Origin of the sequence: Stutzerimonas kunmingensis, from assembly GCF_021432085.1 — a bacterium.
In the GTDB taxonomy this organism is placed as follows: domain Bacteria; phylum Pseudomonadota; class Gammaproteobacteria; order Pseudomonadales; family Pseudomonadaceae; genus Stutzerimonas.
Genome location: NZ_CP090366.1, coordinates 3,783,797 through 3,801,713, shown reverse-complemented (window position 1 = coordinate 3,801,713; position 17,917 = coordinate 3,783,797). Strand labels below are relative to the sequence as shown.

Genomic DNA, 17,917 nt, shown 5'->3' with positions numbered 1-17,917 from the left:
AGGACGTACCCATGCTTTCCTCTTTGCGACGCCCTGCTCGAGAGCGCCCGGCGTCCGGCTTCAATTGCCTGGCCGCGCACCTGCGCTTCACGTTCGCCAGTGCGCTGGCCCTGCTGGCGCTGTTTGCGCTGCTGCGGCTGGGCTTGCTGCTGTTCAACCGCGAACTGATCGGCAGCACGCCGCTTGCCAGCTTCGTCGAGGCGTTCGGCAACGGCCTGCGCTTCGACCTGCGGGTAACGGTGTACATCCTGCTGCCACTGCTGCTCGGCGTGCTGAGCATGCGCATGATGGCCGCCCGGGGCCTGCTGCGGCTGTGGTTGAGTGTGTGTGCCAGCCTGACGATCCTGCTCGGGCTGATCGAGCTGAACTTCTATCGCGAGTTCCATCAGCGCCTGAACAGTCTGGTGTTCCAGTATCTGCAGGAAGACCCGGCGACGGTGCTGAGCATGCTCTGGCACGGCTTCCCGGTACTGCAACTGCTGGCGAGCTGGGGTGTGGCGAGCGCGGCGATGTACGCCCTGTTCGGCTGGCTGGAGCGGCTGACCCGTGGCGCGCCGGCTGTGCGCGAGACCGGCGCGAGCCGCCGCGGCTCGGCCTGGTATACCCGCGCGGCGGTATTCGGCGTGCTGATACTGGTCTGCGTGGTGGCTGCCCGCGGCACGCTGCGCCAGGGACCGCCGCTGCGTTGGGGCGATGCCTTTACCACCGAGTCGATGTTCGCCAATCACCTCGGCCTGAACGCGACACTGTCGCTGTATGACGCGGCGAAGAACCGCTTTTCCAGCCACCGCGACAATAGCTGGAAGGCGACACTGCCGGTGGCGGATGCGCAGGCTATCACCCGCGAGCTGCTGCTGACCGCCAACGACCGGTTGGTGGACGCCGAGCTGGCGCCGGTGCGCCGTGACTTCCAGCCGCCGGCGGACGGCCAGCTGGCGGTGCGCAACGTGGTGGTGATCCTCATGGAGAGCTTCGCCGGCCGCTATGTCGGCGCGCTCGGCAGTGCCGACGGCATCACGCCGAACTTCGACCGCCTGGCCGGCGAGGGGCTGTTGTTCGAGCGCTTCTTCGCCAACGGCACCCACACCCACCAGGGCATGTTCGCCAGCATGGCCTGCTTTCCCAACCTGCCGGGCTTCGAGTACCTGATGCAGACGCCCGAAGGCGGCCATCGCTTCTCCGGCCTGCCGCAGCTGCTCGGTGCGCGGGCGTTCGACGACGTTTACGTCTACAACGGCGATTTCGCCTGGGACAACCAGGCGGGGTTCTTCGGCAACCAGGGCATGAAGCGCTTCGTCGGCCGCAACGACTACGTGAATCCGGTGGTTTCCGACCCGACCTGGGGCGTTTCCGACCAGGACATGTTCACCCGCGCCGCCGAGGAGCTGGGCAAGCTGGATAACGGCGCGCCGTTCTATGCGCTGCTGCAGACGCTGTCCAACCACACGCCGTATGCGCTGCCCGAGCAGTTGCCGGTCGCTGCTGTCGAGGGGCATGGCGCGCTGGATCAGCATCTGACGGCGATGCGTTATTCGGACTGGGCGCTGGGGCAGTTCTTCGACAAGGTGCGTAACCAGCCTTGGTTCAAGCAGACCTTGTTCGTGGTGGTCGGCGACCACGGTTTCGGCGCGCCGGAGGAAGTCACCGAGATGGACTTGCTGCGCTTCCACGTGCCGCTGCTGCTGATCGCCCCGGGCGTCACCGAGCGTTTCGGCAGCCGTCGCGAGGTGGTCGGTACGCAGGTGGACGTGGTGCCGACCATCATGGGCCGCCTCGGTGGCGAGGTGCGTCATCAATGCTGGGGCCGCGATTTGCTCAGCCTGCCGGCGGACGATCCGGGTTTCGGCATCGTCAAGCCGTCGGGCAGCGACCAGACCGTGGCGCTGATCCGCGGTGATCGGGTGCTGGTACAGCCCAAGGAGCAGCCGGCGCGGCTGTATCGCTATCGCCTGGGCGGTGAACCGGCTGGCGAGCGGATCGCCGCTGCCGAGGATCAGCCGCAGCTGCTGCGCCAGCTGCACGCCTACCTGCAGACCGCCACCGCCAGCCTGCTGGCCAACACCAGCGGAGATCGCAGCGGCGAGGGCGAGTCGGAAGCGGTGGCCGCCGAGGTGCCGCTCGCGGTGAAAGCGGCCCCGCCGGCACGGCCGGACAAGGGTTGAGCGCGGCGGTCGATCAGTGTTCCAGCGGCTTGAAGCTGTCGTCGGCGAAGTAAGTGGCGTAGTCGCCCAGCGCGCCGACCACCGTCACCGCGCCGTCGCGCTGACCGGCCGGGGCGCCGCTCATGGCGTCGGCACCGGCGAGCAGCTGGGCGATGATCAGGTGCAGCTGCGCGTCGGCCTCGGCGCTCAGCTTGCAGTTCTCCACCATGTAGGCGACCTGGCCGCGCACCGTCTCGGCCAGTTCGCCGTAGCGGGCGGCGGGCAGACGGTCTTCGTGGATCGCCGGCAGCGCCTGGCGCATATCGTTGTTGATGGTGCCCATTGCCTGGCGCAGCGGCGCGTCGGTGGCCCAGCGCTTGCCGGCATCGAGTTGCAGCGCCGGCGCGCCTTCGCCGTGGCCGTGGTCATGGCTGGTGGCGGCGAGGCTGGTGCCGGCGTGGCCGAGGGTGCCGGCGAGGATGATGGCGAGGGCGAGAGCGTGGGGTTTGCGGATCATCGATAGAACTCCATTGAGCGAGCCGGCGAAGTGCGGCTCCTGATGTTCTAACGCAGGCGCGACGGTTTTGTTCCATCGCGCCGTGCAATCCGTCATTTGCGGTGCAATTGCTCGATGCTGTCGGCGCCGAACGACTGCTGCGTGAGCACCTGGGCGAGCCGCGCGCGCTGCTGCGGTTCGAGGATCTCGCGCTCCTGCAGCAGCTGGTCGATGAGCAGGCGCTGCTGTTCGTTCTGCAGTTCGGCGATCTTCGCCTGCTCGGCGTCGATCACCGTGCGGTCCACCTGTTCGGCGAAGATCGCCTCGATCAGCCGGTTGCGGTGTTCGCCGAGGCTGGCGTTGGAGGCGCGCAGGTAGGCCAGGAACGGCGCCTCGGCATCGTGCCAGCGCTGCAGCTGGCTGGCGCTCAGTTGCAGCTCGCGCGACAGCTCGGTCGGTGCGCCGGAGGGCATCGGCAGGCCATCGCGACTGAGTTTCTGCCAGCCAAGGCCGGCGAGCACGCCGACGTTGACCAGCACGGACAGGACCAGGGCATTGCGCAGGGTGGTGTTGCTCATTTCAGGTTTACCTTCAGGTAGCAGAATTCGGGGCGCGCGCAGAGCGCGCCGGGTGGGGTGCTGCCGAGGACGGCGAGCAGGTCGTGGCTGGGTGAGCTGCCCGGCGGCTGGCCGGGCAGGGCATAGCCGAGCAGCAGGCCGAGCAGGACCGACGCCGCGGCGCCGATACCCTGCGCCCAGTGCCGGGCCCACCAGCTGCGCACGGGCGGCGGCGCGAAGGGCCGCTGCAGACGCGCCTGCAACTCGGCCGGCAACTCCGGGCAGGCCAGCGCACGCAAGCCCTGGCCGAGCCCGTCGAGTTCGGCCAGGGTGGCGCGACACTGCGGACAACCCGCCAGGTGGGCGGCGGCGTGGCGCTGTGCGGCGGCGTCGAGTTCGTTGTCGAGGTAGGCGGACAGGATCGCCATGTCCAGATGCTCAGTCATCGAGGGTGCCTCCGTTGGCCTGGCGATAGCCGTGCAGCAGCGCCTCGCGGGCGCGTGCCAGGCGCGACTTGACGGTGCCGGCGGCGAGCTGCAGCGTGGCGGCCAGTTCGTCGTAGGCCAGCCCCTCCACCTCGCGCAGCAGCAGGATCTCGCGCTGTTCGTGGGGCAGGCGGGCTAGCAAGCGTTCCAGCAATGCCAGATCGCGACCGGCCTGCAGTCGGCTCAGCGGCGATGGCGCTGGATCGACCGGCTCGGCCAGTTCCTCCGGCGCCACGTCGACGTAGCGTTGCCGCTGGCGCAGCGTATCCAGCGCGGCATTGCGTGCGATCTGCAGCAACCAGGTCTGCAAGCGTGCTTCCGGGCGCCATCTGGGCAGCGCCTGGAAGGCGCGGATGAACGTTTCCTGAGTCAGGTCAGCGGCCTCGTCGGCGCTGCCGAGCAGGCGACGGAGGAAGTGGAAGACCCGCGCCTGATGGACGCGCACTAGCGTGCCGAACGCCTGGCGATCACCACGCGCGGCCTGCTGGATGAGGTCCTGTTCGCTGTCGTTCATTAAGCGCTCGTCTGGGTTGACCGCGCAGGGCGCCGCTAAAACCTGCTGCGTTGCCAACGCCTCGGTTTTTACCGGTGCCCGTGCGCTGCCGGCCGGGTTGCCGCAGGGATATAACGCAACGGTTGGCGAAATGTTCCGGCTATTTTTGTCTCAGCGCGGAATCTTCACCCGGTCCTCGTCGAAGTCGCCTTTTTCCGCGTCGCGATGGCAGGCCACGCAGTTGAAGCGGCCGCCGACCGACTCGCGGGCGAACTTGGCTTCGCTGAGCTCGTCGTGTTTGTGCTCGAACCAGCGCGTCTGGCTGATGCGTGGCGGCTCGCCGGCGGTGGGTGACGGCTCCACCGGTAGGCGGTTGGCGGCCGAGGCGCGGACCAGGAAGTCGAGGATTTCCTTTTCCTGCACCGGGTCCAGCGACGCGTTGCTGCCGTAGTGATCGCCCAGGGTGCGCATCTGCTCGCGCCAGGCATCGGCAGGCAGCAGGCCGGGAGAATAGAGCATGTGGCAGGCCGCGCATTCTTCCTTCCACACCAGCGGTGCGTCGCTGGGTACCGTCAGGCGCTTGGGCCGCTTGTAGCCCTTGCGCTCTCGATGGTCGTCGTCATCGGCGAAGCTGAGGCCGGCCAGTACCAGGGTCAGGCCCAGCCCGGCGACGGCAGCGAGGGGTGCGATCTTCATGGCAGGCTCCTTATTTGATGCTGTCGATCCAGCTGATGAAGTCACCTTTTTCCTGCGCGGTGCATTCACGGGCGTAGACGTCGTCGCAGTTGCGGCGGAACCATTTCTCGACCTTCTTCAGGTCGGTGAAGCGCTCGGGGTTGGCTGCCGGCGCCAGCGGATCGACCTTGCGATGCGCCGGCGTCTTGCCGGGCTGACGCGGGTCGGCGGTGTGGCAGGTGGTGCAGCTCATGGTCTTGCCATTGCGCTGCTCCTCGGCGAAGTACAGCGCCTTGCCGCGCTCGGCGGAGAAACCGGCGAAGTTCGGATTCTCCTGACGCGCCTGGGCGGCGTAGCCGGGCAGCAGTGGGTGTTCGGTTTCGGCCAGGGCGGGCAGGCTCAGGCAGCAGGACAGGAGGATGATCCAGCGGGCTTTCATGGTGCGCTCTCCGGTTGGGAATGAGTGCAGCCTAGGCGCGCCGCCTTACGCCAAGCTGAACCGCAGCGGCTGGCGGCGTTCAGTTTCGTTTCAGCTCGCAGGAATACAAAGGCGGCATCCATTCAATGAGGATCGCCGTCGTGGCTGCTTTCAATCGTTTCCGTCTGTTCCACTGGCTGCTGGCCGGTTTCTTTCTTGGCGCCTACCTCAGCGGTGACGACGCCGAGACGCTGCATATCTGGCTGGGCTACGGCCTGGTGGCGCTGTTGGTGTGGCGCCTGCTGATCGTGCCGCTGCGCCTGCGCGGCTTCCCACAGCTGCTGCCGCCGAAGGGCCAGCGGAGCAAGCCGGGCCTGTCGAGCGTCGGCAAGTGGCTGACGGTCGGCGCGCTGGGCAGTTTCGCCATTGCCAGCGTGGTCGGCCTGGGTATGGTCGACAACGGCGATGTGCTGGCCGCCCTGCCGGGCGTGGGGCCGGATGTCTTCGGCGCCGCCAGCGACATCGATTTCATCGGCTGGATGGGCGATGCCGAGGAAGTGCACGAGTTCTTCGCCAATCTGGGGCTGTGGCTGATCGGCCTGCATGTCGGCTATGTGCTGCTGTTCCGCCGCAAGTCGGTGTGGCCGATGCTGCGTGGCGTGCCCAAGTCGGGGCCGGCTTCGACTGCACCTTCGGCTTCGGCTTCGGCTTCGGCCGCGGCGCCGGCTGCAACTGCGGTGGCGACCTCGCTCGCATCGTCGCCGACGCCGGTTGCCGGTGAATTCACCCGTCTGCGCATTGCCTCACGCCAGGCCGAAACCGCCGACAGCTGCTCGTTCACCCTGCAGGTACCGGCCGCCCAGCGCGCCCGCTTTACCGCGCAGCCGGGGCAGTTCCTCACGCTGAAGGTGCCCGGCGCCGAGCCGGCGCTGCTGCGCTGCTACTCGCTGTCGCAGCGGCCGCAGGCGGATGGCGCGCTGCGCATCACCATCAAGCGGGTGCCCGGCGGCCGCGCGTCGAACTGGCTGCTGGACAATCTGCAGGCGGGCGATTGCATCGAGGCGCTGCCGCCGGCCGGCGTGTTCGTGCCGCGCAACCTGGATGACGATCTGCTGCTGCTCGGCGCCGGCAGCGGTATCACGCCGCTGATGGCGATCCTGCAGGCCGCGCTGGTCGAGGGCAGCGGGCAGGTACGGCTGTTCTATGCCAGCCGCGATGCTGCCTCGCTGATCTTTGCTGAGGAGCTGGCCGAGTGGTCTGCGCGTTACCCCGAGCGTCTGCAGCTGCGCATCTGGCTTGATGCCGAACAGGGTGTGCCGAGCGGCTCGGCGATTGCCGCGAAGATCGCTGACTGGACGGTGGCCGACGCCTTCATCTGCGGGCCGCAACCGTTCATGGATGCTGCCGGTGCCGCGCTGGGCGAGCTGGGTGTGGATACGGCGCGCATCCATCTGGAGCGCTTTGCCGCCGCAGTGCCGACGGTCGCACCGGGCGGGCGCCGCAGTCGCCTGCGGGTCGCGCTCGACGGTCGCCGTCACGAATTGGACGTGCCGCGTGGAGAGGTGCTGCTGGAGGCTATGGAGCACGCCGGCCTGCAACCACCGAGCGCCTGCCGCTCGGGTGTCTGCGCCGCCTGCAAGTGCCGGGTGGTGGAGGGCAGCGTGAGCATGCGCAGCAATCAGGTGCTGAGCGAAAGCGAGGTGCGCCAGGGCTGGACGCTGGCCTGCCAGGCCGAACCGCGCAGCGCCGAATTGCAGGTGGAGTACTGAGATGCAAAAGGCCCTGGTTTGCATGATTTGACGCAGCGTTCGCCGGATAACGGCATAGCCTTTATCCGGCGGGCGGAAGCGCCCGGGCAGTCGAAAAGGCCGTCGGCCGTTTTCCACCCTTGGCGGGTTACCCCGCGGCGGGCTTAGCGCTCCGCCACCGGCAGATCGTGCTTCTGCCAGGCGAGCCACGAGCCGGGCACGTTTACCACGTCGCGGAAACCCTCGCGCTTGAGGATGCTGGCTGCGATCGAGGCGCGGTAACCGCTGCCGCAATAGGTCGCCACGGTCCTGTCCTTGTCCAGTTGCTCCAGTCCTTCGGGCAGATGGGCGACGAAGGCGTGGCGGGCGCCGGGCACGCGCCCTTGCTCGACCTCCTCGGGGGCACGCACGTCGAGTACCTGTACCTGGGGATCGTCGCGGCGACGATCGAGCTCGTGCACCGTCCATTCGCCGACGCACTCCAGTGGCAGGCCGGCGTTCTGCCAGTCGCTCATGCCGTTGCGCAGGTAACCCGCCACGTGGTCGAGGCCGATGCGGTACAGCTGCAGCGTCGCCTGGTGGATTTCGTGACTGTCTTCGCCGATCAGGTAGATCGGTCGCTGGTCGTCGAGCATCCAGCCGGCCCAGCTGACGAACTCGTTGCGCAGCGCGATATTCAGCGCGCCGGGCACATGGCCGCCGCCGAAGGCGAGGATCGAGCGCAGGTCCACCAGCTGCACGGCGCTGTGGTCGGCGGTGCGCTGGCGGAACTCCTCCGGTGCCAGCGGCGGCGGCAGCGCTGGACCGCCGGTATTCATCGCTGGACGGGTGTTGAGCTTCTTCAGCCGCGCATAGTGGCGCGGCGGCTCGGGCATGTCGGTTAGTAGCCAGTCGACGAATTCACGCTCGCTGCGTTGCTGGTTAAGTGCCGGATTGAACAGCAGCTCGTTGCCGAGCGTGGAGTGGTGGCGGTCGCCGATGGACTTGCCGCAGGCCGAGCCGGCGCCGTGACACGGGTAAATCTCGATGCGTTCGCCCAGCGGCAGGTAGCGGGTGAACAGCGTGCCGTAAAGCTGCGCGGCCAGTTGTCGGGTGCTGTCTTCGCCGAGCAGGTCCGGCCGGCCGACGTCGAGGTTGAACAGGGTGTCGCCGGTGAAGAGAGCGAACGGCTGTTTGCCCTGCTGGCTGTCGCGCAGCAGCAGGGAGATGTGTTCCGGCGTGTGACCGGGCGAGTAGATGATTTCCAGGCTGACCTGGCCGAGCTCCAGCACCTCGCCATCGGCAGCCTGGCGCAGCTCGAAACCGTAGTCCGCTGAGCAGCCGCCGATGATCTCTGCGCCGCTGCGTTCGGCCAGCGCCTGGGCACCGGAGACGAAGTCGGCATGGATGTGGGTTTCGATGGCGTAGGCGATGCGCAGGCCTTTTTCGCGGGCCAGGTCGAGGTAGATATCGACGTCGCGCCGCGGGTCGATCACCGCGGCGACCGCGGCATTGCTGTCGCCCACCATGTAGGAAATCTGCGCCAGGCCATCGGTATAGAACGGCTCGAAAACCAGCATGCTGTCACATCCATAACGTGTCAGTGGTTATGGATGTGGAACGCCGCCAGGCGGCCGGCGTTCAGTCGGGCCGATCACTTGCGGACCAGCAGCACCCCGGATTCCATGTGGTGGGTGTATGGGAACTGGTCGAACAGCGCACAGCGCTCGATGCGATGGGTGTCGGCGAGCTGGGCGATGTTCTGCGCCAGGGTTTCCGGGTTGCAGGAGATGTAGAGGATGCGCTCGAAGCGACGGGCCAGTTCGCACGTGTCCGGGTCCATGCCGGCGCGCGGTGGGTCGACAAAGATGCTGCCGAAGTCGTAGCTCTTCAGGTCGATATGGGCCAGGCGGCGGAACGGGCGCACCTCGTTCAGCGCCTGGGTCAGCTCCTCGGCGGAAAGACGCACCAGCTCGATGTTGTCGATGCCGTTGTCGGCGATATTGGCCAGCGCGGCGTTGACCGAAGTCTTGCTGATCTCCGTGGCCAGCACGCGGCGCACGCGAGTGGCCAGCGGCAGGGTGAAGTTGCCGTTGCCGCAGTACAGCTCGAGCAGGTCGTCGTCGCGCTCACCGAGCGCCTCGAAGGCCCAGTTCAGCATCTTCTGGCAGACCTCGCCGTTGGGTTGGGTGAAGGCCCCTTCCGGCTGGCGATAGCGAAAGGTGCGGCCGGCGACGAACAGCGCTTCTTCAACGTAATCGCGACCGATGACGATGCGCTTGCCCTTGGAGCGGCCGACGATGCTGACGCCCAGCGCTTCGGCTAGCTTTTCTGCCCCCTGCTGCCAGGCATCGTCCAGAGGTCGGTGGTAGGCAAGGGTGATTAGCGCATCGCCGGTCAGGGTGGTGAGGAATTCGACCTGGAACAGTTTGAAGCTGAGCACTTCCGACGCCTGCCAGGCAGCCTTCAGCTGCGGCATCAGCTCGTTGATGCGGCGACTGGCGATGGGGAAGTCGTCGATCAGAATGGCTTTGTGCTTGTCGCCCTGCTCGAACATCGCGTAGTGGCGCTGGCCCTCTTCGCGCCACAGGCGGAATTCGGTGCGCAGGCGGTAATGCTCGCGGGGCGAGTCGAAGACTTCCGGTGCCGGTGCATCGAACGGCGCCAGCAGTTCCACCAGCCGGGCGGTTTTCTCGGCGAGCTGGGCGTCGTAGGTGGCGGGGGCGAATTGCGGAGCGCTCATGAAGACTCTTGGAAAGGTAGGTAAATCGTAGGGTGGATCGGGGCGCGCAGCTGACGCTTCATCCATCCACCGTTACCGCACGGAAGGTGGATGAGAAAAGCGTCATCCACCCTACGCTGCGATCAGCCGGCGAACCAGCCCAGCTTGACCACGAACAGCGCCGAGAGAATCCACATCGCCGGGCTCAGCTCGCGCCAGCGGCCGGCCAGCAGCTTGATCGCCGTCCAGGCGATGAAGCCGAAGGCGATGCCGTTGGCGATGGAGAAGGTCAGCGGCATGGCCAGCGCGGCAACCACGACCGGCGCGGCGACGGTGAGGTCGTCCCAGTCGATGCTGGCCAGGCTGCTCATCATCAGCACGGCTACGAACAGCAGCGCCGGCGCGGTGGCGTAGGCCGGCACGGCACCGGCCAGCGGGGCGAAGAACAGGCTGAGCAGGAACAGCAGGGCGACCACGCAGGCGGTCAGGCCGGTGCGGCCACCGGCGGCGGTACCGGCGGCGGATTCGATGTAGCTGGTGGTGGTCGAGGTGCCCAGCGCGGCGCCGGCCATGGTTGCGGTGCTGTCGGCCAGCAGGGCGCGGCCCAGGCGCGGCATCTTGCCGTCCTTGTCCAGCAGGTCGGCCTTCTGCGCCACGCCGATCAGGGTGCCGGAGGTGTCGAACAGGTCGACGAAGAGAAAGGCGAAGATCACGCTGATCAGGCCGATATCCAGCGCGCCCATGATGTCCAGCTGCATAAGGGTCGGCGCCAGCGACGGCGGCATCGACATCACGCCGTTGAGCTGCGACAGGCCGAGCAGGATCGACAGGCCGGTTACCACCAGAATGCCGATCATCACCGCACCGGTGACCTGGCGATAGGCCAGCGCGGCGATCAGGAAAAAGCCCAGGCAGGCCAGCAGCGGGCCGCCGGCGCTGAGGTCACCGAGGCCGACCAGAGTGGCCGGGTTGTCGACGACGATGCCGGCGTTCTTCAGCGCGATGATCGCCAGGAACAGGCCGATACCCGCAGCGATGCCGGCACGCAGGGCCAGCGGAATGCTGTGGATGATCCACTCGCGAATCTTGAAGATCGACAGGCCGAAGAAGATCACGCCGGAGAGGAACACCGCACCCAGCGCGGTCTGCCAGGTGTAACCCATGGTCAGCACGACGGTGTAGGTGAAGAAGGCGTTCAGGCCCATGCCCGGCGCCAGCGCGATCGGGTAGTTGGCAACCAGGCCCATGATCGCCGAGCCGATGGCCGCGGCCAGGCAGGTGGCAACGAACACCGCGCCGTGATCCATGCCGGTTTCGGCGAGGATGCTCGGGTTGACGAAGAGGATGTAGGCCATCGTCAGGAAGGTAGTGATACCGGCCAGGACCTCGGTGCGCAGCGTGGTGTTGTGCGCCTTGAGTTGAAATAGCTTTTCCAGCATGGTCGATCCTCTATGTGCCGGTCAGTGTGAGGGCTGTCGCCTCTGGCGGGCGATTCGCGTGTCATCGCAAAAGCCGCGCATCTTACACCGGGCGGCAGCGCGGTTGAATTTCCATTGAGCAGGTGAACGCCATGAGCAAACGAGTCCTGATTCCGATTGCCGACGGTTCCGAAGATCTGGAAGCCGTCACCCTGATCGACGTGCTACGGCGTGCCGAGTTCGAGGTGCTGGTGGCCAGTGCCGAAGAGCGACGCATGCTGACCTGCGCGCGCGGTACACGGATCACCGCCGACGCCATGCTGCTCGACGTGCTGGCGCAGGACTTCGACCTCATCGTGCTGCCCGGTGGCATGCCCGGCGCGAAGACCCTCGGCGAGCTGGAGCCGCTGGCCGAGCGTGTTCGCCAGCAGGCCCGTGCCGGTCTCGATTTCGCCGCGATTTGCGCCGCGCCGGCAGTGGCGCTGCATCCCTACGGCGTGCTCAAAGGCCGTCAGGTGACCTGCTACCCGGGCATGAGCGACAACCTCACCGGCACGCATTTCCTTGACCAGCCGGTGGTGGTGGACGGCAACTGCATCACCAGCCAGGGCCCGGCGACTGCCGTGGAGTTCGCCCTGACCCTGGTGGAGCGTCTGGCCGGCCGCGGCAAGCGCCGCGAAGTAGCCGACGCCATGCTGGTGCCGGTAACGACGAACTAACTTCGCCTCGGATCGGTCACTCCTTGCATTGCCGGGAGTCCTGGCAGCAATGGGCTGAATCCGAGGAGATCAATGGACAGTGTCGATCTGGCGGTACTGCGGCGTGCCCGCGAATGGTTGCGTGACGGCCATCCCGTGGTGCTCTACACGGTGCTGGAAACCTGGGGCAGCGCGCCGCGCCCGGTTGGCTCGCTGCTGGCGCTGCGCGGTGATGGCCGGGTAGAAGGCTCGGTGTCCGGTGGCTGCGTCGAGGACGATCTACTTGCGCGGGTCATGGCCGACGAGCCACCGCAGGCTTGCCAGCTGATCACCTACGGCGTGAGCAAGGAAGAGTCCGCACGTTTCGGTCTGCCCTGCGGCGGTACCCTGCGCCTGCTGCAGGAGCCGCTGTGCGATGCCGGCTGGATTGATGAGCTGCTGCGGCGCTGCGCCGCACACGAGCGGCTGCTGCGCTGCGTGGATATCGCTAGTGGTGATGTAACGCTGCAAGCCGCCGACCGCGACGCTGCGCTGCAGTTCGATGGCCATACCCTGCGCGCACCATTCGGCCCGGCCTGGCGCCTGCTGATGATCGGCGCCGGGCAGCTGTCGCGTTATGTCGCCGATCTTGCCCACGGCCTCGGCTTCGAAGTACTGATCTGCGACCCGCGCGAAGGCTATGCCCACGACTGGGATGCGGCGGCGGTGCGCTTCGTCCCCGGCATGCCGGACGATGCCGTGCTGGCCATCGAACCGGATGCGCACACCGCCATCGTCGCGTTGACCCACGATCCACGACTGGACGACATGGCGCTGCTTACCGCGCTGCAGTCCGAAGCCTTCTACGTCGGCGCGCTGGGTTCGCGGGCCAACAGCAAAAAGCGCAAGGCGCGCCTGCTGTCGCTGGGCCTCGGCGAGCGCCAGGTGCAGCGGTTGCACGGCCCCATCGGCTTGCCTATCGGCAGCCGTACACCGGCGGAAATCGCACTGTCCTTGATGGCCGAAGTGGTTGCGCTGAAAAACGGCGCTCTGGTCAGCCAGGCGTTGCCGGAACAACAGCGCTGTGCCTGAAGCGGGCGTCTGCGCCATCGTTCTCGCCGCGGGGCAGGGCAGCCGTTATCGCGCGGCCGGTGGGGCGGACAAGTTGCTGGCGGCCAGCCTGGCTGCTGCGTCTTCGCCGCCGGTGCTGGCGACCACGCTGGCCAACCTTCGTGGTGTCGCCGAACGGCTGCTGGTGGTGACCCGTGCAGACAATCTGCCTCTGCGCGACTGGCTTAGCGCCAACGCTGCCGACTGCGAGGTGCTTGCGCTGGAAACCCGCGGGCTCGGCCACAGCCTTGCGCAGGCCGTGGCCCACGCGCCGGCAGTGCACGGCTGGCTGGTGGCGCTGGCCGATATGCCCTATGTGCAGCCGCGGACCCTGCGCGAGATCGCGGCGGCAATCCGCGAAGACAACCTGGTCGTGCCGACCTATGACGGCCGCCCCGGCCATCCGCGCGGCATCGGCAGCGCCCATCGCGATGCGCTGCTGCAGCTGGATGGTGATCGCGGTGCTCAGGTGCTTTTCGCGGCGCACCCGGTACTGGAGCTCGCCCTGAACGATCCCGGTGTACTGCAGGACATCGACCATCCCGATGATCGCCGGCAGGCCTGAAGACCATCGCCGTAGCGACTACCAAAACCAGCACAAATCAATTGGCCGGTGAGCGCAGCGCCACGCCGTTCGCGGCGAGATGACCCTCAGTCAGCCGCAGCCACTCGACCAGCAGGGCTGAACGATTTTCGCGCCACGTCAGTCGTACCCCAAGACGCACGGACAGCGCATACCAACGCCCAAACCGTGAGGCCGCCATGAGCGAAAATTCTTCAGCCGCAGGCCAGACCTGCACCATCAGCCTGGAGCTGAACGGCGAACGCCGTGAGCTCCAGGTGCAACCCTGGACCACCTTGCTCGACCTGCTGCGCGACCAGCTCGGCCTGACCGGCACCAAGAAAGGCTGCGATCACGGCCAGTGCGGCGCCTGCACGGTGCTGCTCGACGGCCGGCGCATCAACAGCTGCCTGACCCTGGCGGTGATGCACGACGGCGCCAGCCTGACCACCATCGAAGGCCTGGCCAGCGATGCGACGCTGCATCCGCTGCAGGCTGCGTTCGTCAAGCACGATGCCTTCCAGTGCGGCTACTGCACGCCGGGGCAGATCTGCTCGGGCGCCGGGCTCGCGGCGGAGAACCGCGCCAGCAGCCGCGACGAGATTCGCGAACACATGAGCGGCAACCTCTGCCGCTGCGGCGCCTATCCCAACATCCTCGCCGCCATCGAAGACGCGCTGCCGACGCTGCGCGGCCAGGAGCGTACCCAATGACGCCGTTCAGCTATCAGCGCCCCGAACGTATTGACCAGGCCATCGCCCTGCACGGGCCGCAGAGCCGCTACATCGCCGGCGGCACCAACCTGCTCGACCTGATGAAAGAAAATGTGCTGCAACCCGGCCAGCTCATCGACATCAACGGCCTGCCGCTGCGCGAGATCGAGCAGACCGCCGAGGGCGGCCTGCGCATCGGTGCGCTGGTGAGCAACGCCGACCTGGCCTGGCACCCGCAGATCGAACAGCGCTATCCGCTGCTGAGCAAGGCGATTCTTGCCGGGGCATCGCCGCAGCTGCGCAACATGGCCAGCACCGGCGGCAACCTGCTGCAGCGCACCCGTTGCTACTACTTCTACGACACCGCCACGCCCTGCAACAAGCGCGAGCCGGGCTCCGGTTGCAGCGCGCGTGACGGGCGCAATCGCATCCACGCGATTCTCGGTGCCAGCGAACACTGCGTCGCCGTGCATCCGTCGGACATGTGCGTGGCGCTGGCGGCGCTGGATGCCCGGGTGCATGTGGAGGGGCCGCACGGCAAGCGACGCCTGGAGCTGGTGGACTTCCACCGGCTGCCCGGCGACCAGCCGCAGCAGGACAACGTACTCGTCGAGGGCGAGCTGATCACCGCCGTCGAGCTACCGGTGGAAGGTTTTGCCAGCCACTGCGCCTATCTCAAGGTGCGTGACCGCGCCTCCTACGCATTCGCCCTGGTGTCCGTCGCGGCGGCGCTGGAGATGGATGGCGACATCATCCGCCGCGGGCGTATCGCGCTCGGGGGCGTGGCGCACAAACCCTGGCGCCTGGAGGAGGCTGAAGAACTGCTCAGCGGCAAGCGTGCCGAACCCGAATGTTTCGCCGCGGCGGCTGATCGCCTGCTGCAAGGCGCGCAACCGCTCGCCGACAACGCTTTCAAGATCGACCTGGCCCGGCGCGCCATCGTGCGTGCACTGACCGAAGCCGCCGGAGGAACCGTCCGATGAACAGCGCCAACTCTCCACTGGGCAAGCCGCTGGACCGTGTCGACGGTCCGCTCAAGGTCACCGGTAAGGCCTGCTACGCTGCCGAAGCCGATGTGCCGGGGCTGCTGTATGGCGCCGTGGTGTCGAGCAGCATCGCCCGCGGCCGGATCATGCGTATCGATGCCGTCGCCGCCGAGGCACTGTCCGGCGTGCGACTGGTGCTGACCCACCAGAACCGCCCGCCGGTGGCCAGCTACGACGAGCCTTACGAGGACGACGATGCCGCCGACGGCTCGCCGTTCCGCCCGCTGTACAACGACCGCGTGCTCTACAGCGGCCAGCCACTGGCGTTGGTCGTTGCTGAAACGCAGGCGCTGGCGCGGCACGGGGCGAGCCTGGTGCACGTCGAATACGAGGTCGAAGCGCACCAGACCGATCTGCAGGCCGCGCGCGAACAGGCCCATGACGCACCGGCCGAGCTGCCAGAGCCGCGCGGTGATTTCGATTCGGCGTTCACGGCTGCCGATAATCGCATCGACAGCGAATACAGCACCCCGGTCGAGCATCACAACCCGATGGAGCCGCACGCATCCATCGTCCAGTACCAGCCAGGCGGTGAGCTGCTGATCCATGACAAGACCCAGGGCGTGCAGAATTGCCAGCGCTACCTGGAGCAGGTCTTCGACATGCAGGGCAAGATTCGCGTGCTTGCGCCCTTCGTCGGCGGTGCCTTCGGCTCCGGCCTGCGGCCGCAGTACCAGCTGCCGCTGGCGGTGATGGCCGCACTCAAGCTGAAGGCCTCGGTGCGCGTCGAACTGACCCGCCAGCAGATGTTCACCTTCGGCTATCGCCCGCGCACCTTCCAGCAGCTGAAGCTCGCGGCAGATGGCGAAGGACGGTTGCGGGCCATTGAGCACAGGGCCATCGGCCAGACCTCGCGCTTCGAGGACTTCACCGAGCACGAGGTGGAGTGGTCCGGCATGCTCTACGCCTGCGACAACGTGCGCCTCGGCTACCGCCTGGCGCCGCTGGACGTCTATACCCCGCTGGACATGCGCGCCCCGGGCGCGACCATCGGTGTCTATGCGCTTGAGTGCGCGATGGACGAGCTGGCCCATGAAGTCGGTATCGATCCGCTGGAGCTGCGCCTGCGCAACTACACCGACATCAACGGTAACGAGGGCAAGCGCTATTCCAGCAAGGAGCTGCGTGCCTGCTACCAGCAGGGTGCGGAGCGCTTCGGCTGGTCGCGGCGTCCAGCGCAACCGCGCAGCCTGCGCGACGGTCATCAGCTGGTCGGAATGGGCATGGCCACCGGCGTCTGGGAGGCGATGCAGATGCCGGCCAGTGCGCGCGCCTGCCTCGATGCCGACGGCCGGCTGCTGGTGACCAGCGCCACCGCCGACATCGGCACCGGCACCTACACCGCGATGACCCAGATCGCCGCCGATGCGATGGGCCTGTCGATGGCCGAGGTGGAGTTCCGCCTGGGCGATTCCAGTCTGCCGCAGGCACCGCTGGAGGGTGGCTCGGCCACCGTGTCCTCGGTCGGTAGTGCGGTGCAACGCGCATGCGCCGGCCTGCGGCAGAAGCTGCTGGACGCCGTACAGCAGTCGCCGGCTTCACCCTTTACCGGAGCGAATCTGGAGACGGTGGAGTTTGTCGATGGCCAACTGCGGCTGAAATCCGGCGAGCATGCCGTGCCGCTGCGCGACATCGTCCAGGTCAGCGGCGCATTGGAGGCCGAAGCCAGCGTCAAGCCTGATGAGAAGCGCGACGCCTGGGCGACGGGAACCCATTCGGCGGTGTTCGTCGAGGTGCGCGTCGACGAGGACCTCGGCACCATCAAGGTCAGCCGTGTGGTCAGCGCGATTGCCGCGGGCCGCATCGTCAACCCGAAGACCGCCGGCAACCAGATCGTCGGTGGCGTGGTCTGGGGCATCGGCCAGGCGCTGCACGAGGAGACGCTGATCGATCACAGGCTCGGCCGCTACATGAACCACAACCTTGCCGAGTACCACATCCCGGTGAACGCGGACATTCCCGAGATCGACGTGATCTTCGTCGAGGAACACGACGAGATCGTCAACGACCTGGGGTCCAAAGGCGTGGGCGAGATCGGCATTGTCGGCGTGGCGGCGGCGGTGGCCAATGCGATCTACAACGCGACGGGCAAGCGCGTGCGGGATCTGCCGATCACCCTGGACAAGGTGCTGTAACGCGCCTTCGACGGCGGCTGCGATGTCCGTACGGTTGGTGGGCTAGCCCTCCAACCGCCACTGCGCCAGGGCACAGAACCTGTTGTCGGCCGGCTTAGCCACGTGGTGTGCTGGTTTGCCGATCACGCATCCGGCAAAAGGCCCCGTTCGGCAAACACCGCCTTGACCGTGTGCATGCCGTTGAGCGCGGCCGGGAAACCGGCGTACACCGCCATCTGAATGACCACCTCGACTATCTGCTCCGGCGCGCAGCCGACGTTCAGCGCGCCATGAACGTGCACGGCCAGCTGTGGTTGGCAATGGCCGAGTGCGGTGAGCGCCGCCACGGTCGCCAGCTCACGCTGGGCCAGGTCGAGGCCGGGGCGCTGGTAGATGTCGCCGAAGGGAAATTCGATCACGTAGCGCGCCAAGTCCGGCGCAATGGCTTGCAGGCTGTCGATGACCTTGCGCCCGGCCTCGCCGTCGATCTCGTCGAGCTTGGCCAGGCCTTCGGTGTAGCGGGCTGATACAGACATGGAGCGTTCCTCTCAATAGGTCAGAGG

18 protein-coding genes are annotated in these 17,917 nt (G+C 67.1%); 8 read left to right on the top strand and 10 right to left on the bottom strand.

Annotation, left to right across the window (positions count from 1 at the left end):
- The first annotated feature begins 11 nt into the window (after positions 1-11).
- Positions 12-2,162 (top strand): LTA synthase family protein, encoded by a 2,151-nt coding sequence (locus LW136_RS18065; protein WP_234173354.1) that lies wholly within the window; start codon positions 12-14, stop codon positions 2,160-2,162.
- Positions 2,163-2,175: 13 nt separating this feature from the next.
- Here LW136_RS18065 and LW136_RS18060 read toward each other — a convergent pair whose 3' ends face one another.
- From LW136_RS18060 to LW136_RS18035, 6 genes are all read right to left on the bottom strand, one after another.
- Complete coding sequence (locus tag LW136_RS18060; protein ID WP_003302065.1) at positions 2,176-2,658, bottom strand: hypothetical protein; 483 nt, start codon at positions 2,656-2,658, stop codon at positions 2,176-2,178.
- Positions 2,659-2,750: 92 nt separating this feature from the next.
- Entirely contained in the window at positions 2,751-3,215 is a 465-nt protein-coding gene (locus tag LW136_RS18055; protein ID WP_003302067.1) for a periplasmic heavy metal sensor, read from the bottom strand.
- On the bottom strand, positions 3,212-3,640 hold the full coding sequence (locus LW136_RS18050) for an anti-sigma factor family protein (RefSeq protein WP_003302068.1): 429 nt from the start codon (positions 3,638-3,640) through the stop codon (positions 3,212-3,214). Before LW136_RS18050 ends, LW136_RS18055 begins: the two co-directional genes overlap by 4 nt.
- On the bottom strand, positions 3,633-4,193 hold the full coding sequence (locus tag LW136_RS18045; RefSeq protein WP_003302070.1) for an RNA polymerase sigma factor: 561 nt from the start codon (positions 4,191-4,193) through the stop codon (positions 3,633-3,635). Before LW136_RS18045 ends, LW136_RS18050 begins: the two co-directional genes overlap by 8 nt.
- 150 nt (positions 4,194-4,343) lie before the next feature.
- Complete coding sequence (locus LW136_RS18040) at positions 4,344-4,868, bottom strand: diheme cytochrome c (protein WP_003302071.1); 525 nt, start codon at positions 4,866-4,868, stop codon at positions 4,344-4,346.
- 10 nt (positions 4,869-4,878) lie between these two features.
- Entirely contained in the window at positions 4,879-5,286 is a 408-nt protein-coding gene (locus tag LW136_RS18035) for a DUF1924 domain-containing protein (RefSeq protein ID WP_003302072.1), read from the bottom strand.
- Between the two features lie 140 nt (positions 5,287-5,426).
- On the opposite strand from LW136_RS18035, the gene LW136_RS18030 reads away from it, so the two are divergent.
- Positions 5,427-7,034, top strand: coding sequence for a 2Fe-2S iron-sulfur cluster-binding protein (locus tag LW136_RS18030; protein WP_234173352.1), 1,608 nt, complete (start codon positions 5,427-5,429; stop codon positions 7,032-7,034).
- A 143-nt stretch (positions 7,035-7,177) separates the two neighbouring features.
- Here LW136_RS18030 and LW136_RS18025 read toward each other — a convergent pair whose 3' ends face one another.
- The 3 genes from LW136_RS18025 to LW136_RS18015 all read right to left on the bottom strand — a co-directional run bounded on the left by LW136_RS18025 (position 7,178) and on the right by LW136_RS18015 (position 11,153).
- The gene (locus tag LW136_RS18025) at positions 7,178-8,572 is read right to left on the bottom strand and encodes an MBL fold metallo-hydrolase (RefSeq protein ID WP_234173350.1); all 1,395 of its coding nucleotides are present in this window, start codon (positions 8,570-8,572) and stop codon (positions 7,178-7,180) included.
- A 74-nt stretch (positions 8,573-8,646) separates the two neighbouring features.
- Positions 8,647-9,735, bottom strand: a complete 1,089-nt coding sequence (trmA, locus tag LW136_RS18020; protein ID WP_234173349.1) for a tRNA (uridine(54)-C5)-methyltransferase TrmA — start codon at positions 9,733-9,735, stop codon at positions 8,647-8,649.
- Positions 9,736-9,857: 122 nt separating this feature from the next.
- Positions 9,858-11,153 (bottom strand): NCS2 family permease, encoded by a 1,296-nt coding sequence (locus LW136_RS18015; RefSeq protein ID WP_046617847.1) that lies wholly within the window; start codon positions 11,151-11,153, stop codon positions 9,858-9,860.
- Positions 11,154-11,284: 131 nt separating this feature from the next.
- On the opposite strand from LW136_RS18015, the gene LW136_RS18010 reads away from it, so the two are divergent.
- From LW136_RS18010 to LW136_RS17985, 6 genes are all read left to right on the top strand, one after another.
- Positions 11,285-11,851 carry a DJ-1 family glyoxalase III gene (locus LW136_RS18010; protein WP_234173348.1) on the top strand — a complete coding sequence of 189 codons (567 nt, stop codon included), beginning with the start codon at positions 11,285-11,287 and terminating at the stop codon, positions 11,849-11,851.
- Between the two features lie 72 nt (positions 11,852-11,923).
- Positions 11,924-12,901 carry an XdhC family protein gene (locus tag LW136_RS18005; protein WP_234173347.1) on the top strand — a complete coding sequence of 326 codons (978 nt, stop codon included), beginning with the start codon at positions 11,924-11,926 and terminating at the stop codon, positions 12,899-12,901.
- Positions 12,894-13,484, top strand: coding sequence for a nucleotidyltransferase family protein (locus LW136_RS18000; protein ID WP_125862651.1), 591 nt, complete (start codon positions 12,894-12,896; stop codon positions 13,482-13,484). The genes LW136_RS18005 and LW136_RS18000 overlap by 8 nt, the downstream gene beginning before the upstream one ends.
- Positions 13,485-13,681: 197 nt before the next feature.
- On the top strand, positions 13,682-14,194 hold the full coding sequence (locus LW136_RS17995) for a (2Fe-2S)-binding protein (protein ID WP_234173346.1): 513 nt from the start codon (positions 13,682-13,684) through the stop codon (positions 14,192-14,194).
- Positions 14,191-15,177: an FAD binding domain-containing protein gene (locus LW136_RS17990; RefSeq protein WP_102821054.1), complete on the top strand. Its 987-nt coding sequence runs from the start codon at positions 14,191-14,193 to the stop codon at positions 15,175-15,177. The genes LW136_RS17995 and LW136_RS17990 overlap by 4 nt, the downstream gene beginning before the upstream one ends.
- A complete protein-coding gene (locus LW136_RS17985; protein WP_234173345.1) occupies positions 15,174-17,375 on the top strand; it encodes a xanthine dehydrogenase family protein molybdopterin-binding subunit in 2,202 nt (733 codons plus the stop codon). Before LW136_RS17990 ends, LW136_RS17985 begins: the two co-directional genes overlap by 4 nt.
- A gap of 122 nt (positions 17,376-17,497) precedes the next feature.
- Here the strand turns inward: LW136_RS17985 and LW136_RS17980 are convergent, their stop codons facing one another.
- A complete protein-coding gene (locus LW136_RS17980; RefSeq protein WP_023446857.1) occupies positions 17,498-17,890 on the bottom strand; it encodes a carboxymuconolactone decarboxylase family protein in 393 nt (130 codons plus the stop codon).
- Positions 17,891-17,917: the final 27 nt, after the last annotated feature.